This is a genomic window from Vibrio sp. SCSIO 43137 (assembly GCF_028201475.1).
Taxonomy (GTDB): Bacteria; Pseudomonadota; Gammaproteobacteria; order Enterobacterales; family Vibrionaceae; genus Vibrio.
On record NZ_CP116383.1, the window covers coordinates 2,770,787 to 2,795,460 of the forward strand.

At 46.3% G+C, this 24,674-nt stretch carries 24 protein-coding genes and 8 tRNA genes; 9 read left to right on the plus strand and 23 right to left on the minus strand.

The genetic code is table 11. The annotated features are described in order from the left end of the window. Positions 1-12 precede the first annotated feature (12 nt). Genes PK654_RS12940 through yacG form a run of 7 tightly spaced genes read left to right on the plus strand, consistent with a single transcriptional unit; the run spans position 13 to position 5,398 of the window. Positions 13-426, plus strand: a complete 414-nt coding sequence (locus PK654_RS12940) for a pilin (protein ID WP_271696184.1) — start codon at positions 13-15, stop codon at positions 424-426. 5 nt (positions 427-431) lie between these two features. After that, the gene (locus PK654_RS12945) at positions 432-1,643 is read left to right on the plus strand and encodes a GspE/PulE family protein (RefSeq protein ID WP_271696185.1); all 1,212 of its coding nucleotides are present in this window, start codon (positions 432-434) and stop codon (positions 1,641-1,643) included. After that, positions 1,644-2,867, plus strand: a complete 1,224-nt coding sequence (locus tag PK654_RS12950; RefSeq protein ID WP_271696186.1) for a type II secretion system F family protein — start codon at positions 1,644-1,646, stop codon at positions 2,865-2,867. It abuts the gene before it with no gap. A gap of 33 nt (positions 2,868-2,900) precedes the next feature. Further along, the gene (locus PK654_RS12955; RefSeq protein ID WP_271696187.1) at positions 2,901-3,770 is read left to right on the plus strand and encodes a prepilin peptidase; all 870 of its coding nucleotides are present in this window, start codon (positions 2,901-2,903) and stop codon (positions 3,768-3,770) included. A gap of 1 nt (position 3,771) precedes the next feature. Beyond that, positions 3,772-4,383, plus strand: a complete 612-nt coding sequence (gene coaE, locus PK654_RS12960) for a dephospho-CoA kinase (protein ID WP_271696188.1) — start codon at positions 3,772-3,774, stop codon at positions 4,381-4,383. 25 nt (positions 4,384-4,408) lie between these two features. After that, positions 4,409-5,149: a cell division protein ZapD gene (zapD, locus tag PK654_RS12965; protein ID WP_271696189.1), complete on the plus strand. Its 741-nt coding sequence runs from the start codon at positions 4,409-4,411 to the stop codon at positions 5,147-5,149. Positions 5,150-5,206: 57 nt separating this feature from the next. Next, positions 5,207-5,398, plus strand: coding sequence for a DNA gyrase inhibitor YacG (gene yacG / locus PK654_RS12970; RefSeq protein WP_271696190.1), 192 nt, complete (start codon positions 5,207-5,209; stop codon positions 5,396-5,398). 92 nt (positions 5,399-5,490) lie between these two features. Here the strand turns inward: yacG and rplS are convergent, their stop codons facing one another. The 5 genes from rplS to ffh all read right to left on the minus strand — a co-directional run bounded on the left by rplS (position 5,491) and on the right by ffh (position 9,087). Beyond that, positions 5,491-5,844: a 50S ribosomal protein L19 gene (gene rplS, locus PK654_RS12975; protein WP_271696191.1), complete on the minus strand. Its 354-nt coding sequence runs from the start codon at positions 5,842-5,844 to the stop codon at positions 5,491-5,493. A 41-nt stretch (positions 5,845-5,885) separates the two neighbouring features. Next, positions 5,886-6,644: a tRNA (guanosine(37)-N1)-methyltransferase TrmD gene (trmD, locus tag PK654_RS12980; protein ID WP_271696192.1), complete on the minus strand. Its 759-nt coding sequence runs from the start codon at positions 6,642-6,644 to the stop codon at positions 5,886-5,888. A gap of 24 nt (positions 6,645-6,668) precedes the next feature. Then, positions 6,669-7,199, minus strand: coding sequence for a ribosome maturation factor RimM (gene rimM, locus PK654_RS12985; RefSeq protein WP_271696193.1), 531 nt, complete (start codon positions 7,197-7,199; stop codon positions 6,669-6,671). Between the two features lie 43 nt (positions 7,200-7,242). Beyond that, positions 7,243-7,491: a 30S ribosomal protein S16 gene (rpsP, locus tag PK654_RS12990; protein ID WP_171752692.1), complete on the minus strand. Its 249-nt coding sequence runs from the start codon at positions 7,489-7,491 to the stop codon at positions 7,243-7,245. Between the two features lie 210 nt (positions 7,492-7,701). Beyond that, positions 7,702-9,087 (minus strand): signal recognition particle protein, encoded by a 1,386-nt coding sequence (ffh, locus tag PK654_RS12995; protein ID WP_271696194.1) that lies wholly within the window; start codon positions 9,085-9,087, stop codon positions 7,702-7,704. A 169-nt stretch (positions 9,088-9,256) separates the two neighbouring features. On the opposite strand from ffh, the gene PK654_RS13000 reads away from it, so the two are divergent. Further along, positions 9,257-10,054 carry a cytochrome C assembly family protein gene (locus tag PK654_RS13000; protein ID WP_271696195.1) on the plus strand — a complete coding sequence of 266 codons (798 nt, stop codon included), beginning with the start codon at positions 9,257-9,259 and terminating at the stop codon, positions 10,052-10,054. Positions 10,055-10,163: 109 nt separating this feature from the next. After that, the gene (locus PK654_RS13005; RefSeq protein ID WP_271696196.1) at positions 10,164-11,438 is read left to right on the plus strand and encodes an HlyC/CorC family transporter; all 1,275 of its coding nucleotides are present in this window, start codon (positions 10,164-10,166) and stop codon (positions 11,436-11,438) included. 79 nt (positions 11,439-11,517) lie between these two features. Here the strand turns inward: PK654_RS13005 and luxS are convergent, their stop codons facing one another. The 18 genes from luxS to PK654_RS13095 form a co-directional block, all read right to left on the minus strand. Continuing rightward, entirely contained in the window at positions 11,518-12,036 is a 519-nt protein-coding gene (luxS, locus tag PK654_RS13010; RefSeq protein WP_271696197.1) for an S-ribosylhomocysteine lyase, read from the minus strand. 41 nt (positions 12,037-12,077) lie between these two features. Further along, on the minus strand, positions 12,078-13,652 hold the full coding sequence (gene gshA, locus PK654_RS13015) for a glutamate--cysteine ligase (protein ID WP_271696198.1): 1,575 nt from the start codon (positions 13,650-13,652) through the stop codon (positions 12,078-12,080). 123 nt (positions 13,653-13,775) lie between these two features. Then, complete coding sequence (locus PK654_RS13020; RefSeq protein ID WP_271696199.1) at positions 13,776-16,628, minus strand: M16 family metallopeptidase; 2,853 nt, start codon at positions 16,626-16,628, stop codon at positions 13,776-13,778. A 10-nt stretch (positions 16,629-16,638) separates the two neighbouring features. Further along, on the minus strand, positions 16,639-17,079 hold the full coding sequence (locus PK654_RS13025) for a YqaA family protein (RefSeq protein WP_271696200.1): 441 nt from the start codon (positions 17,077-17,079) through the stop codon (positions 16,639-16,641). Further along, positions 17,073-18,026, minus strand: coding sequence for an NADP-dependent oxidoreductase (locus PK654_RS13030; RefSeq protein WP_271696201.1), 954 nt, complete (start codon positions 18,024-18,026; stop codon positions 17,073-17,075). The genes PK654_RS13025 and PK654_RS13030 overlap by 7 nt, the downstream gene beginning before the upstream one ends. A gap of 131 nt (positions 18,027-18,157) precedes the next feature. Next, entirely contained in the window at positions 18,158-19,288 is a 1,131-nt protein-coding gene (locus tag PK654_RS13035) for a sodium ion-translocating decarboxylase subunit beta (protein WP_271696202.1), read from the minus strand. A 9-nt stretch (positions 19,289-19,297) separates the two neighbouring features. After that, the gene (gene oadA / locus PK654_RS13040; protein WP_271696203.1) at positions 19,298-21,079 is read right to left on the minus strand and encodes a sodium-extruding oxaloacetate decarboxylase subunit alpha; all 1,782 of its coding nucleotides are present in this window, start codon (positions 21,077-21,079) and stop codon (positions 19,298-19,300) included. A gap of 33 nt (positions 21,080-21,112) precedes the next feature. Continuing rightward, positions 21,113-21,370, minus strand: a complete 258-nt coding sequence (locus PK654_RS13045; RefSeq protein WP_271696205.1) for an oxaloacetate decarboxylase subunit gamma — start codon at positions 21,368-21,370, stop codon at positions 21,113-21,115. Between the two features lie 373 nt (positions 21,371-21,743). Then, positions 21,744-21,820 (minus strand) — tRNA-Arg (locus tag PK654_RS13050). 74 nt (positions 21,821-21,894) lie between these two features. Further along, a tRNA-Arg gene (locus PK654_RS13055) sits at positions 21,895-21,971 on the minus strand. Positions 21,972-22,044: 73 nt separating this feature from the next. Continuing rightward, positions 22,045-22,121, minus strand: a tRNA-Arg gene (locus tag PK654_RS13060). Between the two features lie 73 nt (positions 22,122-22,194). Then, positions 22,195-22,271: transfer RNA gene (locus PK654_RS13065), tRNA-Arg, on the minus strand. Positions 22,272-22,344: 73 nt separating this feature from the next. Next, positions 22,345-22,421: transfer RNA gene (locus PK654_RS13070), tRNA-Arg, on the minus strand. A 91-nt stretch (positions 22,422-22,512) separates the two neighbouring features. Beyond that, positions 22,513-22,605 (minus strand) — tRNA-Ser (locus PK654_RS13075). A gap of 12 nt (positions 22,606-22,617) precedes the next feature. Next, a tRNA-Arg gene (locus PK654_RS13080) sits at positions 22,618-22,694 on the minus strand. Positions 22,695-22,716: 22 nt separating this feature from the next. Beyond that, positions 22,717-22,809, minus strand: a tRNA-Ser gene (locus PK654_RS13085). Between the two features lie 297 nt (positions 22,810-23,106). Then, on the minus strand, positions 23,107-23,304 hold the full coding sequence (gene csrA, locus PK654_RS13090; RefSeq protein WP_271696206.1) for a carbon storage regulator CsrA: 198 nt from the start codon (positions 23,302-23,304) through the stop codon (positions 23,107-23,109). An 85-nt stretch (positions 23,305-23,389) separates the two neighbouring features. Next, entirely contained in the window at positions 23,390-24,574 is a 1,185-nt protein-coding gene (locus tag PK654_RS13095; RefSeq protein WP_271696207.1) for an aspartate kinase, read from the minus strand. Positions 24,575-24,674 lie beyond the last annotated feature (100 nt).

Here is a 24,674-nt window from a genome sequence, read left to right on the forward strand (position 1 = left end):
TCAGGAGCGACTATGTGTAACAAGAAGCGGCAAGGATTCACCCTTATTGAACTGATGATAGTTATTACTATTATCGGTTTACTATCTACCTTTGCTATACCTGCCTATCAGAGCTACCTGAAAAAAGGCGAAATAACCTCTGCCATGGCAACCCTCAGGGCTCTGATTACGCCTGCAGAGATATTGTATCTGGAACACGGCAACCTATCAGGAAAGAACACACTGAATGATCTTGGCAGCTCCGCCAACGCCAATCCACTCGGCACCATCGCTATATCAAAGGGAAACAGCCTTACCTTCACCTTCGATAAAAGCAATCAGTTTTCCAAACAGAGCAAACTCACTTATCAGCGAACAGCAACAGGCTGGCAATGCACCCGCCACAAAATAGAGACTAAGCTAAAAGGCTGTCCTGAACAGAAGTAGCCGCTATGACAGAGAAAACGCCAGACTTAGTATTATCAGCCAACATGCTTAACAGTGATCCTGTCAGCCAATATCTGCTTAAGATAGTAATGGATGCTGTATCTGACGGAGCTTCCGATATCCACTTCGAGCCCTACCAGCATTGCTATCGCATAAGAGTACGCTGTGACGGGATCCTGATTAACAGAGAAACTCCGCCCACTCACTTCACCAGACGATTTGCCTCTCTTATTAAGGTACTGGCTAAAATGGATATCTCAGAGAGCCGCCTGCCGCAGGATGGCCACGTTCAATTGCAGTTGAGTCACGACAGCACTCTGGATATGCGGGTATCGACACTACCCTGCCAGTGGGGAGAAAAACTGGTACTCAGACTGCAGGATAAAAAGGCCTCTGCTTTTTCCGTCAATGAACTGGGGTTTAACCGGCAACAACAGAAATTATTTCTGAAGGCAATAAAACACTCTCAGGGTATGGTCATTATTACCGGCCCTACCGGAAGCGGAAAAACCGCCACCCTCTATACCGCTCTGGATATTCTTAACCGGGAGGAGCTGAATATCTGCACCGCAGAGAACCCTGTAGAGATAGATATCAGCGGCATTAATCAGGTAGAGGTAAATGAAAAAACAGGCCTGAGTTTCTCTTTAGCTCTGAAGAGCTTTCTCAGACAAGATCCTGACATCATTATGCTGGGCGAAATCCGCGATAATGAAACGGCGGCTATAGCAATAAAATCAGCTCAAACCGGACATCTGCTATTAACCACCCTACACAGCAACTCAACCGTAGAAGCGCTAGGGCGCCTTAGCAATATGGGCATTTCATCATTTAATCTGCTTGAGTCACTGATTCTTGTCATAGCTCAGAGACTGGTACGGCGCTTATGTCCCAGTTGCAAAACGACCAGCTCCCTGTCAGAGCAGCAGTCACAAGCATTAGGTTTCAAAAGTGATAAAGCAATTTTTCGCGCCAACGCTTCCGGCTGCGAGCAGTGTAAAGCAGGCTATAAAGGACGTATTGGTCTGTTTGAAATGCTCTGGCTGGATCAAGAGTTAAAAAGCGCCATCCGGCAAAATATCCCTCCTTCACAGCTTTGTGCTATTGCACAACAACAAGGAATGCAGACATTAAAAGAGAGTGCTTTCTACTTAATTGCAGATGGCCTTACTAGTCTGGATGAAATACAACGTGTTATTGATATTGAGGAGTGTTAGATGCCCCCGACGGAAACTCACTCTTACAACTTTGTCTGGAAAGGTACAGGTTCAACGGGCTCCCCCGAATCCGGCACTGTATTAGCACAAAACCGCACAGACGCAATTATTAAACTAAACAAGCGTCATATTCGTGTGCAGGCTATTAAACAGCAACGCAAGCCACTATCTTCTCGCCTATCAAATAAGATTAAACCGACTGATATCACTCAGGTGACTAAACAACTGGCTACTACCTTAAGCAGCGGAATACCTCTCGCTCAGTCGTTAGAGATTATTGTCAAAAACAGTAACAACCAACCTATAAAACGCCTTCTCTCACAACTACAACTAAAAATCGAATCCGGCTACTCCCTCTCTTACGCTCTGTCTGAACATAGCGCTCTGTTCGGCACTTATTTTATCAGCCTGACTGAAACTGGCGAATCGACAGGTCAACTGGACAAAGTTCTGGCAAAACTGGCCCAGCAGAGAGAGAAGAGCGAAAGACTAAGTCAAAAACTATTAAAATCCCTGCTCTATCCTACTGTTGTTCTGATAACTGCCATAGCAGTATCAGTACTGCTTCTAACTCAGGTTGTTCCGCAGTTTGCCAGCCTGTTCCACAGCTTTAATGCTGACCTTCCTCTGTTTACTCAACAAATCATCGTATTGTCCGACTGGATTCAGGCTCAGGCAGTCGTTCTCTGCCTCTGCGCAGCATTGCTTTTTATAAGCTTTATGGTGATACATCGCTATTCAGAAGTTTTCCGCTACACCCTCAGCAAATACTCACTCTCTGTTCCTGTTTATGGCAGAGCCAGCTCTGAAGCCTCACTGGCGGCTTTCAGTCACTCCCTCTCTTTAAACCTAAGCTCCGGTGTTCCCATCCTCAGAGCTGTTGAGAATGCTTCCCGCAGCAGCTATAACCGCCACTATCAGGCTCTGTTTCACTCCGCGGTAGCGGATGTATCCGCTGGTACCGCTTTGCATCACGCATTAGAACAGAAGAGCTGCTTCCCGGACTACTTCATTCAAATGATTATGATCGGCGAGCAGTCAGGCACTCTGGACGAGATGTTAGAGCGTATCTCTGAGCACTATGAACTCAGTGTCGATAATCTGGCTGATAACCTCAGCAATCTGCTAGAACCTTTTATTATGCTCATTCTTGGTGTTCTGGTCGGCGGCATCATAATTTCTATGTACCTGCCAATCTTTAACTTAATGTCGTTAATGGGATAGAATGCCTTAACTGAGTGTTTCATGAGATCCGCAATGGAAGCGTTTTATATTTATCCCTGGCTATTTCCGCTGTTTTCAGCTGTTTTCGGCCTGATTATCGGCAGCTTTTTAAACGTTGTTATTCACCGTCTTCCGATTATGATGGAACGTGAATGGAAACAAGATTGCGCAGACTCTTTTCCTGAGCTGGAGATCAAAACAGACCCCACCCCATTTAACCTGAGTAAGCCAAACTCACGTTGTCCTGAGTGTAAATCACCCGTTCAGCTTAAGGATAATATTCCGCTGATTAGCTGGCTGCTTCTCAGGGGAAAGTGCCGTCATTGCAATGCCGCCATAAGCGCGCGTTACCCTATGGTCGAGCTACTGAGCTCTCTGTTGTGTGTTGCCATTGCCCAACACTTCGGTTTTAGTGCTTTCTCTGTTGCGCTGTTATTTTTTACTTTTGCCCTGATCGCCATGACCTTTATCGATCTGGACACCATGTTACTTCCGGATCAACTCACCCTTCCCCTTACCTGGGCAGGAATATTACTCGCACTACTTGGCTGGAGTCCGGTTAGCCTGCAAGATGCCGTTATCGGTGCAATGGCGGGCTATCTCAGTCTCTGGTCTGTCTACTGGTTGTTTAAACTGGTCACGGGTAAAGAGGGAATGGGCTATGGTGATTTTAAACTACTGGCCGCCATAGGTGCATGGCTGGGCTGGCAACAACTGCCTATTGTCGTACTGCTCTCCTCCGTGGTCGGTCTGGTGTTTGGCCTGATTCAGTTAAGGCTGCAAAAAAAAGGAATAGATAAATCATTTCCTTTCGGCCCCTATCTTGCCATTGCAGGCTGGATAACCCTTATCTGGGGAGAACGGATAACGAATTGGTACTTCACCTCTGTGTTAGGGCTCTGATATGACTTATGTGGTAGCAATAACCGGCGGAATAGCCTCAGGTAAAACAACCGTAGCCAACCTATTCCATGAGCAGTTTTCTGTCGACATCGTCGATGCCGATGTCGTAGCGAGAGAAGTGGTAGAAGTAGGCAGCAAAGGGCTGTCTGAAATCAGTAAACACTTTGGTGCTGAGGTGTTGCACCCTGACGGCTCCCTTAATCGGCCAGCCCTGAGAGAGCGGGTCTTCTCTTCAGAACAGCAGAAGAGTTGGCTTAATAACCTGCTTCACCCTATGATACGCCAGAAAATGCAGCATGATCTAAGCAAGATTACTGCACCTTATGCACTTTTGGTGGTTCCCTTATTGGTTGAAAATCAACTACAATCAATGGCGGACAGAATTTTGCTGGTTGATGTCAGCCCCGAAGAGCAAATCAGACGTACAATGTCACGTGATAATGTTCCGGAACATCAGGTGAAATCCATACTGGCATCGCAGGCAGCAAGAGAAGAGCGGCTCAGATTCGCCGACGACGTAATTGTAAATGACGGTGAACATCAGCAGTTGTTATCTGAGATAGCTGATTTACATCAACTCTATTCAGAGTTAGCAACAGACTCTAAAAACTAAATCAGGAGCCAGAAAAGGTCGCAGAATGACAATTCATAAATTTGAACACCCTTTAAATGAAAAGACCCGCATCTATCTCAGAGTGGAATCTCTGCTGAGACAAATGCACCATTCTGCCAGCTTTTCCGACAACCTTCAGTATCAACAATTTTTCCGTTCTATTTTTGATCTGCTGGAGATCTTCGAACAAATCCAGTTAAAAGCTGAACTGGCAAAGGATCTGGAAAAACAGAGGCTCAACTACAAAAACTGGCTTAATGTTGATGGTGTTGATCAGGAAAAACTTCTTGCCGTACTGGAAGATATAGATTTGGTACATAAAAAGCTAATGGCTGCAGAAAGGTTTGGTAAAAGCCTGAAAGAGGAGCGCTTCTTAAGCTCTATCAGACAGCGATTTAACCTTCCCGGCGGAACGTGCTGCTTCGATTTACCTGCACTCCATTACTGGAATCACCTGCCTATTGAGCAGCGGACCCGCAATGCCCAGCAGTGGATGTCTACTCTGCAACCTCTGTCCGAGTCTCTTAACCTGTGGCTGAAATTATGCCGCGAGACAGGTTACTTTACCGAGCAAATTGCCCGTAATGGCTTTTATCAGAGTGATGCTGAAGAGGCGAATATTTTACGTCTTAATATCCCGCTGGAAGATGGCGTATTCCCAATGATCTCCGGCCACAAAAATCGTTTTGCCATTAAGTTTATGTCGTTCGAATCAGGGCAGGCATACAGTCAGGACGTAGAGTTTGAGCTGGCCATCTGCTGCTAAGCTAACCAGCCGGCTTTCATTCGATCTTAATAAAACCCTTTTAGGAAGTTATCCCCCATGTCAAAACCAACTACCGTAAAATGCCCTACCTGTCAGAAAGAGGTGATCTGGAGTGAAGAGAGTCAGTATCGTCCTTTTTGCAGCAAACAGTGCCAGATGATTGATTTTGGTGAATGGGCTGATGAAGAGAAATCTATTCCGGGTGCGCCGGATATGTCTGACTCCGATGGCTGGTCAGAAGGAAACTAAGCGACCGTCCATATAGTTCCGATAAGGTTACGCGGATAAAAAAAGGGTTCCATACGGAACCCTTTTTTCTTATGAGAATGCTGGTTATAGCATTACTTCTTAGCAAGTTTCTCTTTAATACGAGCAGACTTACCAGAACGTTCACGTAGGTAGTACAACTTGGCACGACGTACTGCACCACGGCGTTTAACTTCGATGCTATCAACCATTGGAGAGTGTGTTTGGAACGTACGCTCAACACCTTCACCGTTCGAGATTTTACGAACTGTGAAAGCTGAATGTAGACCACGGTTACGTACAGCGATTACAACGCCTTCAAAAGCCTGTAGACGCTCACGGTCACCTTCTTTTACCTTAACCTGAACAACAACAGTGTCACCTGCGCCGAATTTAGGAAGGTCTGATTTCATTTGCTCTTGCTCAAGAGCTTTGATGATGTTACTCATTTTGTAAATTCCTAGAATAAACTGATACTAATATAAATAGGTTACTTAGCTTTTGAACTCTCCGACCTGTGGTCTTTAATGAATTCTGCCAGTAATTGTTCCTGTTCGTCAGTCAGAGCTAGGTTTTCCAGGAGCTCTGGTCTTCTTAGCCAGGTACGGCCCAGCGATTGTTTCAATCGCCAGCGACGAATGTCCTTGTGGTTTCCGGATTTCAGCACCTGTGGTACCTCTTTTCCGTCTAACACTTCCGGACGCGTATAATGTGGACAATCCAGCAAGCCATTTGCAAAAGAGTCTTCCTCTGCTGACGCAAAATCCCCCAATACACCCGGTATAAACCGCGATACTGAGTCAATTAACGTCATGGCTGGTATCTCGCCACCCGTCATCACAAAATCCCCGATTGACCATTCTTCATCAATCTCAGACTGGATAACACGCTCATCTATCCCTTCGTAGCGGCCGCAAATCAACAATAAATTGTCGTTTGTTGCCAGCTCTTCAACCCCTTTCTGGTCGAGCTTGCGACCCTGAGGTGAAAGATAAATGACTTTCGTCTTTCCCGGTGCTGATTGTCTGGCTGTCTGAATGGCATCGCGCAAAGGCTGAACCATCATTAACATTCCAGGACCACCACCGTATGGTCTGTCATCGACTGTCCGATGTTTGTCGTGAGTGAAATCTCGCGGATTCCATGTCTCAACTGACAAAAGACCTTTTTTAACCGCCTGACCTGTTACTCCAAAATCAGTAATGCTGCGGAACATTTCAGGAAAAAGGCTAATTACGCCAACCCACATCTGTTCTCTCGCTCTGCTGTGGAGTTAAAATCCAGGATCCCAGTCAACTTCGATCCGTTGAGCTTGGCGATCAACTTTCTTGATCACTTGCTCTTCAAGAAACGGGATTAATCGTTCCTTTTGTCCGAAAGCGTCTTTGATATTTGCCTTCACTACCAAAACATCGTTTGAGCCTGTTTCTAACATATCGGTGACTTCACCAAGGTCGTAACCTTTAGTAGTAACCACCTGCATGCCAAACAATTCACGCCAGTAGAATTCATCTTCTGACAGTTCAGGTAATGATTCCGGATTAACAGCAATTTCGAAGTTAGTCAGAAGATGAGCTTCCTCGCGGACCTCTAAACCTTCCAGTTTAGCTACCATACCTTTGTTATGGCGCTTCCAACTCTCTACTTTATACTCAACCCAGGAGCCCTTCTGGTTAATAAACCAGGGACTATAGTCAAAAATACTTTCAGAATCGTCTGTAAAGGAGATAACTTTCAGCCAGCCACGAATACCATAGGTAGCACCAAATTTGCCAACAACTATTTTTTCGTTCTGGTTACTCATTAACTTCTTCCTTACAACGACTTAATTTTGTATTACTTACCAATTAAGCTGCTTTTTGAGCATCTTTAACTAGTTTAGCAACACGATCAGATAGTGAAGCACCTTCGCCAACCCAGTGGTTAACGCGGTCCAGGTCTAGACGCAGACCTTCTTCCTGACCACGAGCAGTAGGGTTAAAGAAACCTACTTTCTCGATGTAGCGACCAGTAGCTGCATAGCGGCTATCTGCTACTACGATTTGATAAAATGGACGCTTCTTAGCGCCGTGACGTGCCAAACGAATGGTTACCATATCGTCCTCTTTGCTTTCTCAATAATAAAATAAACCCCAAAGAAGGTACTTCCTGGGGCCTCGTGCCAATTTAAAGCCCCGGAATTTTACTCTTATTCTGGGGTTTTGCAAGGGAATTATTGCTCCCCGCAAACATAAAAAAGCTAAGGATAACCGTAACCGGTTACTACCCTTAGCTTATTTAATTTATCTGGCTGGTTATGGCGTTACTTAACGTCCGAATGGTCCGCCCATTCCTCCCATACCGCCCATGCCACCCATCATGCCTTGCATGTTACGCATCATGCCTTTCATGCCACCCTTCTGCATTTTCTTCATCATCTTCTGCATCTGGGTAAACTGCTTAAGCAGGCGGTTTACATCTTGTACCTGAACACCAGAACCGGCAGCAATACGTTTTTTACGTGAACCTTTGATGATTTCAGGACGATGGCGCTCTTTCATCGTCATAGACGAGATAATCGCTTCTTGTTGTTTAAACATAGAGTCGTCAACTTTATCTTTAACATGGGCTGGTAAATTGCTCATTCCCGGCAACTTATCCATCATGCCCATCATACCGCCCATATTCTGCATCTGACCTAATTGCTCGCGGAAGTCTTCCAGATCAAAACCTTTCTTCTCTTTAAACTTCTTCGCCAGCTTAGCGGCTTTATCTTTATCAACGTTACGCTCTAAATCTTCGATTAAAGAGAGTACGTCACCCATACCAAGAATACGGGAAGCAACTCGGTCAGGATAGAATGGTTCCAGCGCATCGGTTTTTTCACCAACACCAAGAAATTTAATTGGCTTACCTGTGATATGGCGAACAGACAGTGCCGCACCACCACGGGCATCACCATCCACTTTAGTCAGAATCACACCCGTCAGCGGCAGTGCATCACCGAAAGCTTTAGCGGTATTAGCGGCATCCTGACCTGTCATTGCGTCGACAACAAACAGAGTCTCAACAGGGTTAATCGCTGAATGCAGAGACTGAATCTCCGCCATCATCTCTTCATCGATAGCCAGACGACCTGCGGTATCCACCAGCAGCACATCGTAAAATTTCTTTTTCGCATGATCGATAGCGGCGTTAGCAATATCAATCGGCTTCTGGTCTGCTGATGAAGCAAAGAAATCCACACCAACGTCTGCCGCTAGTGTTTCCAGCTGTTTAATCGCCGCAGGGCGATATACGTCAGCAGAAACCACCAGCACTTTTTTCTTATCAACTTCTTTCAGATGTTTAGAAAGCTTACCAACACTGGTTGTTTTACCGGCACCCTGCAGACCGGCCATAAGAATAACGGCAGGAGGCTGGGTTGCCAGATTCAGAGCCTCGTTCGACTCACCCATTACGGCTTCTAGCTCTTTCTGAACTATCTTGATGAACTCCTGACCCGGAGTCAGAGATTTAGAGACTTCTACACCAACAGCACTCTCTTTAACGCGCTTTACAAAATCACGTACAACAGGAAGCGCAACATCAGCTTCGAGTAACGCCATACGAACTTCGCGTAAGGTCTCTTTAATATTATCTTCGGTCAATCGACCTTTGCCGCTGATATTCTTCAGCGTTCTGGATAGTCTATCCGTTAAATTCTCAAACATGTTATTCTCTTCGCTGGGTAGGGGCGATAATTATGCGCAGTATACATTACGCCGCTGGAACTTCCAAAGTTGCGCATATAGAAAGCAATAAATAGTACAAGGATGGATAGCTCAGAAGCGCTAACCAAGTTATAATCCACTAATTCATCAGAGATAATTTCGTAAACGCATGGACAATTTAATCGCTATCGTTGCCGCATTTTTATACTTCATGGCTATCGCTATGGTGGTACCCGGACTGGTACAACAAACAGGTATCAAAACTAAAATGGTGTTCGCCAGCGCTATTCTTGCGTTAATTTTCCACGCAGCACTGCTACATGACCTTATTCACGACGGCACCACAGGGCAGAACCTGAGTATTCTTAATGTCGCGTCTGTCATTAGCTTTATTATCTCTCTGGTGATGAGTATTGCCATGCTCAAAACCCGCCTCTGGTTTCTTCTTCCGGTGGTTTACAGTTTTGCGGCACTAAATCTGCTGGCCTCTAACTTCCTGCCCGGTGCATTTGTTACGCATCTTGAAGGCAGACCCGGCCTGCTTACCCATATCACTTTAGCACTGTTCTCATATTCGACCCTGACCATCGGTGCACTCTACGCACTTCAGCTGGCCTGGCTCGATTACAAGCTAAAAGCCAAAAAAGCGATGGCCATTAACCCGAACTTACCGCCTCTTTTAATGGTAGAGCGTCAGCTGTTCAATATCATTTTGATCGGCACCGGACTACTAACCCTGACTCTGATCACCGGCTCTATCTTTTTAGAAGATATGTTTGCTAAAGGATCTGCTCACAAGTCAATACTCTCTTTTATTGCCTGGCTGGTATACAGTGTGCTGCTTTGGGGACACTATCAGAAAGGCTGGCGCGGACGTAAGGTCACCTGGTATGCCGTTGCCGGTGCGTCACTACTCACGCTAGCCTATTTTGGCAGCCGCTTTGTGCGGGAAATTATTTTGACCTGACAGGCTCAGGTTCTCAAATTTGTCTTCACCACTTAACCCATAAGATTATTGACAGCTCAAATTTTTTAGGTCATTAATTGAGCAAGTCATAAAAAAGGAATGCCAAACATTGGACGACATATCAACGGGAATACTGTTTTCCCTTCTTGCCTGTTTAATCGTCATTTCAGGATACTTCTCCGGCTCAGAGACAGGAATGATGTCACTGAACCGATACCGCTTAAAGCATCTGGCCGGTCAGGGCCATAAAGGAGCTAAGCGGGTAGAAAAACTACTCAACCGCCCGGACAGGCTTATCGGCCTTATTCTGATTGGCAACAACCTTGTTAATATACTCGCCTCAGCCATTGCCACCATATTGGGTATGCGTTTGTATGGCGATCTTGGTGTTGCTATCGCCACCGGCTTACTCACGCTAGTTGTACTGGTATTCGCTGAAGTTACACCAAAAACACTCGCTGCACTTTATCCGGAGCGGGTGTCGTTTCTCAGCAGTATTGTTCTGAATATTCTGATGAAGCTGTTAGCTCCGCTGGTACTGCTGGTTAACCTGATTACCAATAGCGTGCTGAAGATATTCGGAGTGAAAGCGACCCACGGTACTGAAGATCCGTTGAGCTCTGATGAACTTCGTACTGTGGTAAACGAAGCCGGCGGACTGATCCCACGCCGACATCAGGATATGCTGATCTCCATTCTGGATTTAGAGAATGTCACGGTAAATGACATTATGATCCCGAGAAACGAGATCACCGGCATCGATATTAATGACGACTGGAAATCCATTGTCCGTCAGTTAACTCACTCTCCTCACGGCAAGATAGTGCTGTACCGTGATCAAATCGATGAAGTGGTTGGTATGTTAAGACTGAGAGAGTCTTACCGCCTGATGCTGGAAAAGAACGAGTTTACTAAAGAGACGTTGCTTAGAGCCGCCGATGAAGTCTATTTCATTCCGGAAGCTACTCCGCTGAACGTTCAGTTACTTAAGTTTCAGCGCAATAAAGAGCGTATCGGCCTGATTGTGGATGAGTATGGCGATATTATCGGTCTGGTAACCCTTGAAGATATTCTTGAAGAGATTGTTGGTGAATTCACTACCTCCATTGCACCAAGCCTGTCAGATGAAATTACTCCGCAAAATGACGGAAGTTTCCTGATTGAAGGCAGTGCCAATATCCGTGATATCAACAAAGGTCTGCAGTGGGAGTTACCAACCGACGGCCCGAGAACCCTGAATGGTCTGATACTTGAGCATCTGGAAGACATTCCTGAAAGCAAACTCAGTATTGAGGTTGAACAGCATCAGATGGAAATTGTTGAGTTTACCGAGAACAAAATCAGCTTGGTTAAGGTTTATCCTATTAACAAAAAAGCCAGCTAGCTATTCACTCCCTCAGGCACAAAAAAAGCAGACGTCACTACAACGTCTGCTTTTTTACATTCTGAGTAATTACAATTAATTACTTAATCTTCAGCTCTTGCAGCATAGACTCAGGTAGTGCCAGCTCATCGTTTTTGTTAACGGTGATACCTGCATCGATAATAGCCTGAGAAATGGCTTTAGCGTCATCCAGAGAGTGCATAGAGTAAGTGCCACACTGATACTCATTCAGCTCAGGGATCTGATTCTGATTTTCTACTTTCAGCACATCTTTCATCGCTGCAAGCCATGCTTCTGCTACTGTTGTTTCTGCAGGAGTACCAATCAGGCTCATATAGAAACCGGTACGACAGCCCATTGGAGAAATATCGATAATTTCAACATTCTCTCCGTTCAGGTGCGCACGCATAAAGCCGGCATACAGGTGCTCCAGAGTATGGATACCCTGCTCAGAAAGAATGTCTTTGTTTGGTGCACAGAAGCGCAAGTCGAATACCGTAATGGTGTCGCCTTTTGGTGTGGTCATGGTTTTAGCGATACGTACAGCCGGCGCAGTCATTCGCGTATGGTCAACTGTAAAACTATCTAATAGTGGCATTACCTTGTCTCCGTTGTAATCCGCAAGATACTCTCTTGCGGTTATTTAATATAAGAAAAGTAGTCTGACAGGAACTGCTCAAAGCTTACCGTGTCAGCCTGTTCAATCTCTTTTTGAGCACGTACAGACTTCTCGGCCTCATCGCGCATCTCTTGTTCCGAATATATACGGTAATCATTGTTCAGGTGATGTTCTCTATACTCCATACCCAGAGTACAGCCAACGTCACCGATTCCGCCCAACTGCTTGGTTTTTTCCAGCAGACGACCGGATATAGTCAGCTCCGGATTATCAATCCAGCTAACCAGCTCTTCACAGGTATCCTGATAATCAGTGCCACCCAGAGCTTGATCCATCTCTTTAGCAATCAGCTTAAGATCGCTGAAAATCTGCTTGGTGTAATCATGCAGGGAAAGCATCTTACCATCACAGCCATTACTCAGCTCTTTTAGCATTAGCCCCGGCTTGCGCCCTTCCAGAATCACTTTATTCCAGTTATCTTTCCAGCAGCACAGTTGCTGGTTGTCTACCGCTCCGCAATCTTTAATAAGGCACCAGGTGAGGAACAGATCAAGGAAGCGAATCTGCTGCTGGGTAATTCCTACAGGGCTAAACGGATTGACATCCAGTGAGCGAACCTCGATATACTCAACACCAGCACGTTTAAGAGCTTCTGACGGTTTCTCGCCCGGCAGGCTCACTCGCTTAGCACGAATCGGCGCATAGAGCTCATTCTCAATCTGCAGCACATTAGCATTAAGCTGCTGATACTCACCATCGACCTTAATACCAATTTTGGCAAACTCTTCGGAAGGCGTATGAATTGCGGCATTTAAGCCATCAAGGTACTCATCTAAATTATTGTAGCCAATATTTAATGCACTCTGGGCACTATTGGTATACCCCAAATCACTAAGGCGCAATGAGGTGGCATACGGCAGGTACTTAGTCTGACCAATATTTTCAAAAGGTAAGTCTGTCTTCCTTCCCTGCAGAAATGAAGGGCAGATTGCCGGCGATGCCCCAAACAGATAAGGTATCAGCCAGCCGTAGTGGTAGTAATTACGGATCAACCCAAAGTATGCGTCTGACTTAGCCTCTGCTCTCTCTTCTTCACTCTGTTCACCAAACAGAGCATCCCAGACTGACTCAGGAAAAGAGAAGTTAAAGTGAACGCCTGAGATAATTTGCATCAGGCTGCCATAACGGTTCTTCAGTCCTTTCCTGTAAAGGGTTTTCATCTTACCTACGTTTGAAGAGCCATATTGGGCAAATTCAATATCGTCTTCATTTTCCACGTAACACGGCATCGACAGTGGCCAGAATTTCTCTTCTCCGGACTGCTTCTGAGTAAAGTGATGAATATCAGAAAGCTGCCCCAATAGCTCATCAACGCTGGAAGAGACAGGAGTGATAAACTCAAGTAAAGATTCGGAAAAATCCGTGGTAATCCATTTGTTTGTCAGTGCAGCCCCCAGCCCCTCTGGGTGAGGCGTAGATGCGAGCTTTCCTCCCGGCGTATAACGTAGGGTTTCTCTCTCTACCCCGCGACTGAACTGGGTAAAACTGTGCGGATTTTTCGCTACTTTATTAAGTCTGGATGAAAAATTTGTCACTATTAAGGCCACTTTTTAGATTGTATTAGTTATACCCAAACAACCTCAGAACCATTACTCAAAAAGCTGTTTGGGTATAACCGAAAAAGGAGAGGCTCTGCCTCCCCTTCCTATATTTGTCTGTCAGCGGGATATTTCAAGCTCTTTAACAGGAATATCTAATTCTTCTAACTGTGGTTTAAGCTTTTTAGCGTCTCCCACCACTATTACCTGATAATCTTGCGGCTTAAACCAACGTGACGACAACTCATCAAGCGTTGACTTCCGCACTTTTTCCAGCAGCTGATTTCTCTGTTCAATATAGTCATCATCCAGTGAATAATTAATTATATTAGACAGCAGTTGTGCCTTCTTAGCCGGTGTTTCGAACTTCAGTGCGTCGCCTTGCCCTACAGCGAGGCGCATAAAATCGAGCTCACTCTCGGTTACGCCTTCTTTGCTGTATTTATCCATCTCCTTAAAGAACTCTTTAATGGAGGCAAGGGTAGAATCAGCACGCACTTGTGCGTCAAACACAATCAGGCCTACTTCTTTGTTTCCGGCATGGTAACCATTAGCCCCATAAGTGTAGCCTTTATCTTCCCTCAGGTTCTGATTGATGCGGCTATTAAAGTTACCGGCAAGGTTATAGTTCGCCAGCTTACTCAGGTACTGCTCTCCCACCATGTCATAAGGCAGACCTTGCCTGATAATTCTCACCACACTCTGAGGAGCACCCGGCTTATCCACCAGATAAACAGACTGAGAGTTCAGAGGCTGAATAACCTGAGGCTGCAGCAGAGGAGCATCTTTACCCTGCCAGCGACTGAGGAAGCCAAGCTCTTTGGTCAGGTCTGATTTAGTGATATCCCCAACGGCGATAACATGGGTTCCGAGTGGCGTATAGTTTGTCTGATAGAAAGACTTCACATCATCCAGGGTCAAACCCGATACTGACTTTACAGTGCCGTCTTTTGAGCGGCCAAATGCACTGTCAGCAAACAACACTTGTCTGGTCGCCTGAGAAGCCAGCCATGATGGTTTTTGATGTTCGTAAACCAAACCTTCCAGCGCCTGCTTTTTAAGTCGCTCAAAATCGTCCGTACGCAGAGCTGGCTTAAATAGCATCTCCTGAACAATGGCTAATGTCGCCGTCAGGTTCTTTTCCAGAGAAGAGACGGTAATCGTAGTGGTGTAATTACCAGAACCAAAACTGATACTGCTACCCAGCTTATCCAGTTCCGCCTGTATCTGCTCTATACTTCTCTCTGTTGTACCTTCCTGCATCATTGCAGAAGTAAGATCTGCCAGCCCCTCTTTTCCTTCAGGAACATAACGTGTACCAGCAGGCAGCTGTATCTCAATCAGTACTGTCGGTGTCTCATTTGACTCTGTCGCTAACACTTCAATACCGTTTTCCAGATGAATACGGTAAAGCTCCGGCATGGTCGCTTTTACGGCACCGGATACCGGTGGCTGAACTGAACGGTCAAAATCATCTACCGCCTTAACATAATTAAGCTCTTCTGCCTTTATCTTGTTATACTCCGGCAGCGTTCTTGCCGGCGTCTCAAAGGTGGCTTCCCTGACAGCCAGATCCGTTTTTCCTTTAGGGATAACGCTGAGAACAACCTTGTTCTTATCCTCGATAAACTGCTGATAAACCTGCAATACCGCATCAGGCGTTACAGCTTTGATTTTCTCTAATTTATACTGAATACGATCGGGCTGATTATAGTAAGTCTGATTGGAAGCGAGCTGAGTCACCTTACCGCGCACACTCTCCAGAGCATAAACCGCACTCGCTTCAGCGCTGCCGATAATTTGATCCAGTTTCTCCTGCTCTACCCCTTCGGTTTTAAAATCAGATAGCGCTGACATTAACGCCTCATAGATAGGCGTCAGATCGCCTTTGCTACCTGAGTTGCCCATAGCGTAAACATAAAAATTACAGGCCAGTTCTGCACAATCCTGAAAGGCACCAGCATCGATTGCGACTTCGGTTTTCACCAGTTTCTGATATAGCAGGCTGGTTTTACCATCACCTAATATCGACGCTAACGCGTCCAGCGCCTCTTGGTTCTCTTCACCACGATAGGTGGTCGGCCAGCCAATCATGACCATTGGCTGCTGAATTCTGTCCTGCAGGGTAATGAACTTATCTTGTGTGAGTTTGGCTGGCTGCTTTTCAGCATTTTTAACTTCCGGACCTGTTGGGATAGAGCCGAAGTACTTGTTCACCCACTCCAGAGTCTGCTGAGTATCAAAATCACCGCCGATAGTCAGGGTAGCGTTGTTCGGGCCATACCAACGTAGGAAAAAGGCTTTCAGATCGTTAACGTCTACTCTGTCCAGATCCTCGACATAGCCTATGGTCTGCCATGAATAAGGGTGGCCTTCAGGATAAAGGGCTTCACTCATTCTTTCCCACATCAGGCCGTAAGGGCGGTTGTCGTAATTTTGTGCCCGTTCGTTTTTAACTGTATCTCTCTGTATCTCAAATTTCCTCTGTGACACAGCATCAATTAAAAAGCCCATACGGTCAGATTCAAGCCAGAGTGCTTTTTCCAGTTGATTGGACGGCAGGGTTTCAAAGTAGTTGGTTCTGTCACGGTTAGTGGTACCGTTTAATGTTCCGCCCGCTTCAGTGACAATTTTGAAATGTTCCTGATCACCAACATTCTCTGACCCCTGAAACATCATATGCTCAAAGAAGTGAGCGAAACCTGACTTACCCGCCTCCTCTCTTGCAGAACCGACATGATAAGTGACATCAACGTGAACAAGGGGATCAGATTTATCCTGAGACAAAATAACCGTCAGACCATTATCTAACTGGTACTTAGAGTAAGGAATAGAAACCTTTCCCTGCTCTGTCTGAGAGGTTTCAATCAGAGTCACACCTTGCGGCAGTGAACCTGTGAAATTGACTAGAGTTGTCTGAGAACAGCCGTATAGGGCCACGAAAGATACAACGCCAAGCCATACTTTTCTCATTAGAAATTCCTTAAAAAAAACCAAAAAACAGCGCAGTTAGTACAGAATACCGGACAGCTTTTCCAATTGTGATAATGATAACTGTAGGTAAGAATTTCATTCTCAACCAACCTGCGGCTAAACAGATGGGGTCACCAATAACGGGTAACCAGCTAAAAAATAGCGCTCCATAACCATAGCGGCTAATCCAGGCTATAGCTCTATGACCATGTTTTTCATCACGAGTTCGGTTTGGAATTAACAATCCCAGCCAATAATTAGTTAAACCGCCGAGGGTGTTTCCGGCGGTTGCGACTAAAATAATCAAGCTTGGAAGATAGTTGTTAGTTGCCAATGTCGCCAAAAGTGATGCTTCAGATCCGCCAGGCAAAAGAGTTGCGCTAAGAAAACCGGTAAAAAAAAGCACCCATAGCGCAGACTCAGCAAACAACTGATAAAGAGGTTCTAGCACTGCATATCCAGCAACAACTTACCTCTGGTATGGCCGGTTTCAATCTGTTTATGAACCTCTGCAACATCGCGGAAAGGAACCGCTGGCTGAAAATCGACTTTAAGCAGGCCGACGCTCACCATATACAGCAGGGCATCCATCTGTTCCGGATTAGGCTCAACCAACATGCCACTGGCAGTAAAACCGAGTGTGGTTGCTTTCTCACAGATCATATCTTTAGTAATGGTCGGAATGGTGATCACTCTGGCGTTATCACGCAGACATTTCAATGCATCCAGTGCCGCATCTCCGCCGACAAGGTCGATAAGTACATCCACCTCATTCACCCGCTCGGAAACCGGAGCAAACTGATAGTTAACGGCATGGGCACCTAAGGTTGCCAGATAATCCAGATTAGCTTCACTGCAGGTTGTGTACACTTCCGCCTGCGCAGCAACTGCGAGTTGCACTGCGATATGACCAACACCACCAGCTCCGGCCAAAATCAGCACCCTTTCACCTGCCTGAATCTGAGCTTTATTGACAGCCTGAGCTGCGGTTTGACCTGCGACCGGCAATGCCGCTGCGGCTTCAAACATCACTGCATCAGGAACCAGACTCAGCTGTGTTTCCTCTACGGATAAATACTGGCTGTAGCCTCCGCCTGATAACGGAAAACCAACCAGACCGGCAACATTGTCTCCCACAACCAGATGCTCAACACCTTCCCCTATAGAAACTACCTTGCCGCAGATATCGTACCCGGGCGTCCACGGCAGGTTGTCACGGTTGCTCTCGGCTGCCCAGCCCAATCCGGCACGGGTCTTAACATCAATAGGGTTTACACCGGAGAAATGAACCTTTACTAACACCTCTCCCTTTGCAGGTTCAGGTATTGGAAAAGAGTCAACTCTCAACACTTCAGGCTCCCCAAACTGCGGAATAACCACTTTCAAGTTTTCTGTCATACGTATGTCCCTATAGCTGGAAAAAACAAAGGGATGCCTTAGCATCCCTTTGACTATAAACTATTTTGTCAGAATAAGTGAACTCTAATTCACCATAATCAGACCAAGCTATCCGCTAACTTAACTCTGGCTTATCCAACCAGAGCCAGCAGTATACCTGCGGCTACCGCAGAGCCCAGTACCCCCGCCACATTCGGCCCCATTGCGTGCATCAACAGGAAGTTTTGCGGGTTAGCCTGTAAGCCGACCTTATTTACAACCCGTGCTGCCATAGGTACTGCAGAAACACCGGCTGCGCCGATAAGCGGGTTAATATCCTCTTTGGAGTACTTGTTGAGCAGTTTAGCCATCAGAACACCGGCAGCTGTACCAATACTAAATGCCACAGCACCCAGAGCCAGAATACCCAGAGTCTCAACATTGAGGAACTGTTCCGCCTGAAGCTTAGAACCGACACCAAGACCAAGGAAGATGGTCACAATGTTGATAAGCTCATTCTGCGCAGTTTTAGACAGACGCTCTACCACGCCCGCTTCCCGCATCAGGTTACCCAGACAGAACATGCCCACCAGCGGCGTTGCCGGAGGCAAGAACAAAATGGTCATCACTAATACCGCCAGCGGGAACAGCACTTTCTCTGTCTTACTGACATGACGTAGCTGAGCCATCTTAATAGTACGCTCTTCCGGAGTGGTTAGCGCCTTCATAATCGGTGGCTGAATAATCGGTACCAGAGCCATATAACTATAAGCCGCTACAGCAATCGCCCCGAGAAGATCTGGAGAGAGCTGACTGGAGAGGAAAATCGCCGTCGGGCCGTCCGCACCACCAATAATGGCGATAGACGAAGCGTCCGCAAGGGAGAATTCCATTCCGGGAACATAGTTAAGCAGGATTGCGCCAAACAGAGTGGCAAAAATACCAAACTGAGCCGCAGCCCCCAGCCAGAGGGTTTTCGGGTTAGCGATTAACGCACCGAAATCCGTCATAGCCCCCACGCCCATAAAGATCAGCAGCGGGAACACGCCTGTTTCGATACCAACATAGTAGACATAGTAGAGCAGTCCGCCTTCCTCGGTAAAACCGGCATTAGGGATGTTGGCCAGAATGGCACCAAAACCTATTGGCAGCAGAAGTAAGGGCTCAAAGCCCTTACGTATGGCTAAGAACAGTAAGATACAACCAACTAAGATCATCGCGAGCTGACCAAAGTCGAAATTAGCTATCCCTGTTTCAGACCAAAGAATCTGTAATCCTTCCATGACTCTCCCTTATGCCAGACTCAGAAGCGGAGCACCAACAGTCACAGAGTCACCCTCTTTAACATGGACTGCGGCAACCGTACCACTCTTCGCTGCCTGTACTTCTGTTTCCATCTTCATCGCTTCCAGAATCAAAAGAACATCGCCTTCTGCAACCTGAGAGCCCGGCTGAACGTTTACTTTGAAAATAGTACCAGCCAGAGGTGCAGCTACATCTTCTGCGGCACCCGTTGCCGGAGCAGGTGCAGGCGCTGCTTCTGTTTTAGCAGCAGGTGTAACTGAAGACAGTTGTCCCTGAGGGCCTACTTCAACGTCATATACCTGACCATCAACTTTAACACTGTAAGTTTCCACTGCGCCCGGAGCAGCCGCAGCAACAGGGGCTGCTTTCACTTCAGGTTCTGTACCCGGAGCTGGTTCAAACGCGTCAGGGTTGCCTCTGTTCTTAAGGAACTTAAGGCCAACTTGCGGGAACAGAGCGTATGTCAGTACATCATCCACTGTCTCATCAGCCAGCTTGATGCCTTCTGCCTTGGCTTTTTCCGCCAGTTCAGCAGTCAGGGCCTCTAACTCATCGTCAATAAGGTCAGCCGGACGACAGGTAATCGCTTCTCCGCCATCCAGTACTTTGGCTTGCAGAGCAGCATCAACGTCAGCCGGTGCCGCACCGTACTCGCCTTTCAGAACACCTGCTGTCTCTTTAGTGATGCTCTTATAGCGTTCACCAGTCAGAACGTTGATAACGGCTTGTGTACCTACGATTTGGGAAGTCGGTGTTACCAGAGGAATGTATCCAAGATCTTTACGTACTCTTGGGATCTCTTCCAGTACCTCGTCAATCCGGTCTGCAGCACCCTGCTCTTTTAGCTGGCCTTCCATATTAGTCAGCATTCCGCCCGGAACCTGAGCAATAAGTATACGGGAATCGACACCTTTAAGGGCGCCTTCCCACTTGGCATACTTTTTACGTACTTCACGGAAATAAGCCGCAATAGGCTCAATCTGGTCAAGTTTCAGGCCGGTATCGCGCTCTGTACCTTCCAGCATGGCAACAACAGTTTCTGTCGGAGTATGACCATAGGTCTGGCTCATTGAGGAGATAGCGGTATCCAGAATATCCAGACCAGCTTCAACCGCCTTTACCGCTGTCGCAGTAGAAAGACCGGTAGTAGCATGACAGTGAAGGGCAAGGGGCACATCACACGACTCTTTAATGCGGGTAACCAGCTCTTCCGCTTCATAAGGTTTTAGCAGGCCGGACATATCTTTGATACAGATAGAGTGACAGCCTAAGTCTTCAAGACGCTTAGCAAGATCTACCCATGTATCTGAGTTGTGTACCGGGCTGGTCGTATAAGAGAGCGTACCCTGAGCGTGAGCGCCAACATCCACAGTCGCCTTAACGGCCTTCTGGAAGTTACGTACGTCATTCATGGCATCAAAGATGCGGAATACATCCATTCCGTTTTTGTGTGCGCGTTCAACAAACTTCTCTACAACATCATCCGCATAGTGACGGTAGCCCAGCAGGTTCTGTCCGCGTAACAGCATCTGCATTGGGGTATTCGGCATCGCTTTTTTCAGCTCACGTAGTCTTTCCCACGGATCTTCGCCGAGAAAACGAATACATGAATCGAAGGTCGCCCCTCCCCATGTTTCCAGAGACCAGTAGCCTACTTTGTCCAGTTCTGCTGCGATCGGCAGCATATCTTCAATTCGCATACGGGTAGCGAACAGGGACTGGTGGGCGTCGCGTAACACTACATCAGTAATAGCAAGTGGTTTAGACATGCTCTATAACTCCTTTTAATCGAATTTTAACTACTATTTAGAAGCAGAAGTTCGGTACTGATGTACCGCAGCAGAAATTGCTGCAACAACTTGCGGACTAACAGCAGACGATGTTTGTTGACTATTTAATTTTGTGTTGGGCATAGCAACGGGCTGTGGTGCCTCTTCTGGTACCAGATTCGACATTAGCCTGACTATGTAAATAAGAATGGTGAGGAAAACAAATACTACTGCCATGCCAGTAAACATGAGAGTAGCGGCTTCTCCTAATAAACTTCCAATATCTGTCATTATGATTCCTTTCTTTGTCATTGAGACAAGCTGTCTGTTTCGAGATCCATTAAACGAAACAGATGTGGCTTAGGATTATCTCGATTGGCAATCGATTGTCAATTGTATCGGTTGCATTTAAACAGCAGCCTAATAGCGGCAAAGTAGTTGCAACCGACTGATAGTTAGACGAAATAACCCACCAAGATAATAATGGTCTATCCAGCAATTCACCAGAACCATAGGGAATAACTTAAGCAAAAATGGGGCAAATTACTGAGATATATGTAAAAAAAGCAATACTTGTCAGGAAAAACCGATGAAAAACCGGAAAGAAATTGTTTGTTTTGTGAAGCAAACTAAAAAAGCCCTGCGATTGCAGGGCTTTGAAGAATGGCGCGCTCGGAAGGATTCGAACCTTCGACCGCCTGGTTCGTAGCCAGGTACTCTATCCAGCTGAGCTACGAGCGCGCGATGTTTTATTACAACTAAGTCAGAGACTTAACGTAATGAGAACCTCAGATAACTGAAGACCGTATAAATTATGGCGCGCTCGGAAGGATTCGAACCTTCGACCGCCTGGTTCGTAGCCAGGTACTCTATCCAGCTGAGCTACGAGCGCGCGATGTTTTATCAAATTAAGCCAGAGACTTAATCTAATGCGAACTTCAGATAACCGAAGACCGTACAAATTATGGCGCGCTCGGAAGGATTCGAACCTTCGACCGCCTGGTTCGTAGCCAGGTACTCTATCCAGCTGAGCTACGAGCGCGCGATGTTTTATCAAATTAAGCCAGAGACTTAATCTAATGCGAACTTCAGATAACCGAAGACCGTACAAATTATGGCGCGCTCGGAAGGATTCGAACCTTCGACCGCCTGGTTCGTAGCCAGGTACTCTATCCAGCTGAGCTACGAGCGCGCGATGTTTTATCAAATTAAGCCAGAGACTTAATCTAATGCGAACTTCGGATAACCGAAGACCGTACAAATTATGGCGCGCTCGGAAGGATTCGAACCTTCGACCGCCTGGTTCGTAGCCAGGTACTCTATCCAGCTGAGCTACGAGCGCGCAGGTTGTGAACTATATCACATTTTCATTTCTAAGAAACGAAAAAAATGGTCTTAATGACCATAAATATTAGCTGCTTACAGCTAATAAATGGCGGTGAGGGAGGGATTCGAACCCTCGATACGGCTACAAACCGTATACTCCCTTAGCAGGGGAGCGCCTTCAGCCTCTCGGCCACCTCACCACTGTTCAGAAATGGCGCGCTCGGAAGGATTCGAACCTTCGACCGCCTGGTTCGTAGCCAGGTACTCTATCCAGCTGAGCTACGAGCGCGTATTTCTAACGTTTGCAAGAATGGCGGTGAGGGAGGGATTCGAACCCTCGATACGGCTACAAACCGTATACTCCCTTAGCAGGGGAGCGCCTTCAGCCTCTCGGCCACCTCACCGTCTTGCGGAGGCACATATTACGATTTACCGAAAATAAGTCAATTACTTTCTGGGATAAAACTTATAAAAAATGTGTGATAGAACAGTATTCAACCAACAAGAACTATTTTTGCACTTTTTTATACCCGGCTGACCCAGACATGCAGGATTCAGAGCTGCAGTAAGCTGTTCAGTTCAGGGAAGTTAACTGTTCACCCGACACTCATATAATGGCAAAGCAGACTAAGCAGATAACTGAAATAACAGCAAACAACGGGCACAAAAAAGGCCAGCTTATGCTGACCTTAATGTCTATATTAGTAATTGCCTGATGTGGAATTACCTGTGCCCTTTTCGGCCTGAATTCTCATGTAGATCTCTTCACGATGAACTGATACTTCTTTAGGTGCATTAACACCGATACGTACCTGGTTACCTTTTACACCTAGTACAGTTACTGTCACTTCATCTCCAATCATCAGGGTTTCGCCTACGCGGCGAGTCAAAATCAGCATTCGTCTGCTCCTTGAGTAATCTCTTAACTATCTCTTTATAAGGCTATTATCCAACAAAATCATAGATAAGGTAAACTTAACCGGGTTAAGAAACCGCATATTTTTGTTGTTCTGTAAGCGCTTCCTTAGAAACAATGTATTTGTCATGAATAATATTTGCTGCTCTATCAATACTAGCTGGGTTAAGCAGCAAGGTTGAGTATTGCTCGCCAACTGAAGTAGCAAATACGGCTATTTCATTGCTGACAAGTAAATTATATGAGTGTTGTACAATCCCTTTAGCTTTGCTGCCTACACAGGTCAGCGAACTCACTTGTTCACTATTACGGATTTTATGACTAAACACCAGCCCTAACTTGGCATAAGCATTACAATCAATTACAACACCGTTTCGTTCTGTTTCCTCGATCACAGTCCAGAGGGGGATCCCCAGTACCTGACACTGTTTAACTAAAGCATCAAAGTCACTTTTTTCAACCTGAACAAAAATCAGATTTCTCTGGATGGCAATGCCACAGATCCCGTGATGGCAGGTTTCTCCTTTTACCAGAGTGCCCTCTTTTTCTGAAAAAGAAGAACGAACTCTTAAAGGAACCCTGTTTCGCCACGCCTCCTGCACACAAGGCAAATGAAGTACCCTTGCCCCTTTTCGGGCCATCTCTTCCATATTCGGAAAGTCGATACTCTCCAGTTGAACCGCCTGTTTTACAACACGGGGATCGCAGCTATAGATACCTTCCACGTCAGTGAAGATCTGACACTCTGTAGCATTCAGAGCACCCGCCAGTGCCACCGCCGTGGTATCAGAACCACCACGACCAAGGGTAGTAATATGGCCATGTTTATCAACGCCCTGAAACCCGGCCACGATGACAATTTGATCATCTTGCAACAGGGTGCGGATATAATCCGTCTCGATTTCAGTAATACTGGCATCGTTGTGAACACTGTCAGTTTTGATTTTAGCCTGACCGCCCGTCAGCGATATTGCAGAGCGACCTAACCGGTTAAGCTCCATCGCCAGCAGTGCCATTGATACCTGCTCACCAGCCGTTAAAAGAACATCGAGTTCCCGCGCCGTTGGTACCGAGTCGATCTCTTGCGCCAGAGACATCAATCTGTTGGTTTCGCCAGACATGGCAGATACAACCACAACCAACTGATTGCCTTGATCTCTTAAATTGACTAAGCGTTGGGCTACAGCTCTGATCCTTTCTACAGAACCCACTGATGTGCCACCAAATTTTAGTACAAGTAACGGTTTTTTCACCGGACGTTACCTTTAGCTTTCTTAATCATCCTGATACAGAGTCGGATTGTATCCTTATATCAGAATGGCAATACTTAATATTGGTCAATAAAAAAACCAA

Excerpts from the sequence above, each read along its gene's own strand:
- yacG (WP_271696190.1), top strand. The coding sequence starts at position 5,207 with ATGTCAAAACCAACTACCGTAAAATGCCCTACCTGTCAGAAAGAGGTG.
- ffh (WP_271696194.1), bottom strand. The coding sequence starts at position 9,087 with ATGTTTGAGAATTTAACGGATAGACTATCCAGAACGCTGAAGAATATC.
- trmD (WP_271696192.1), bottom strand. The coding sequence starts at position 6,644 with ATGTGGGTTGGCGTAATTAGCCTTTTTCCTGAAATGTTCCGCAGCATT.
- PK654_RS12955 (WP_271696187.1), top strand. The coding sequence starts at position 2,901 with ATGGAAGCGTTTTATATTTATCCCTGGCTATTTCCGCTGTTTTCAGCT.
- rpsP (WP_171752692.1), bottom strand. The coding sequence starts at position 7,491 with ATGGTAACCATTCGTTTGGCACGTCACGGCGCTAAGAAGCGTCCATTT.
- luxS (WP_271696197.1), bottom strand. The coding sequence starts at position 12,036 with ATGCCACTATTAGATAGTTTTACAGTTGACCATACGCGAATGACTGCG.
- rimM (WP_271696193.1), bottom strand. The coding sequence starts at position 7,199 with ATGAGTAACCAGAACGAAAAAATAGTTGTTGGCAAATTTGGTGCTACC.
- rplS (WP_271696191.1), bottom strand. The coding sequence starts at position 5,844 with ATGAGTAACATCATCAAAGCTCTTGAGCAAGAGCAAATGAAATCAGAC.
- PK654_RS12940 (WP_271696184.1), top strand. The coding sequence starts at position 13 with ATGTGTAACAAGAAGCGGCAAGGATTCACCCTTATTGAACTGATGATA.
- csrA (WP_271696206.1), bottom strand. The coding sequence starts at position 23,304 with ATGCTGATTTTGACTCGCCGCGTAGGCGAAACCCTGATGATTGGAGAT.
- PK654_RS13020 (WP_271696199.1), bottom strand. The coding sequence starts at position 16,628 with ATGAGAAAAGTATGGCTTGGCGTTGTATCTTTCGTGGCCCTATACGGC.
- coaE (WP_271696188.1), top strand. The coding sequence starts at position 3,772 with ATGACTTATGTGGTAGCAATAACCGGCGGAATAGCCTCAGGTAAAACA.
- PK654_RS13030 (WP_271696201.1), bottom strand. The coding sequence starts at position 18,026 with ATGACAGAAAACTTGAAAGTGGTTATTCCGCAGTTTGGGGAGCCTGAA.
- PK654_RS12950 (WP_271696186.1), top strand. The coding sequence starts at position 1,644 with ATGCCCCCGACGGAAACTCACTCTTACAACTTTGTCTGGAAAGGTACA.
- oadA (WP_271696203.1), bottom strand. The coding sequence starts at position 21,079 with ATGTCTAAACCACTTGCTATTACTGATGTAGTGTTACGCGACGCCCAC.
- PK654_RS13035 (WP_271696202.1), bottom strand. The coding sequence starts at position 19,288 with ATGGAAGGATTACAGATTCTTTGGTCTGAAACAGGGATAGCTAATTTC.
- PK654_RS12945 (WP_271696185.1), top strand. The coding sequence starts at position 432 with ATGACAGAGAAAACGCCAGACTTAGTATTATCAGCCAACATGCTTAAC.
- PK654_RS13000 (WP_271696195.1), top strand. The coding sequence starts at position 9,257 with ATGGACAATTTAATCGCTATCGTTGCCGCATTTTTATACTTCATGGCT.
- PK654_RS13045 (WP_271696205.1), bottom strand. The coding sequence starts at position 21,370 with ATGACAGATATTGGAAGTTTATTAGGAGAAGCCGCTACTCTCATGTTT.
- zapD (WP_271696189.1), top strand. The coding sequence starts at position 4,409 with ATGACAATTCATAAATTTGAACACCCTTTAAATGAAAAGACCCGCATC.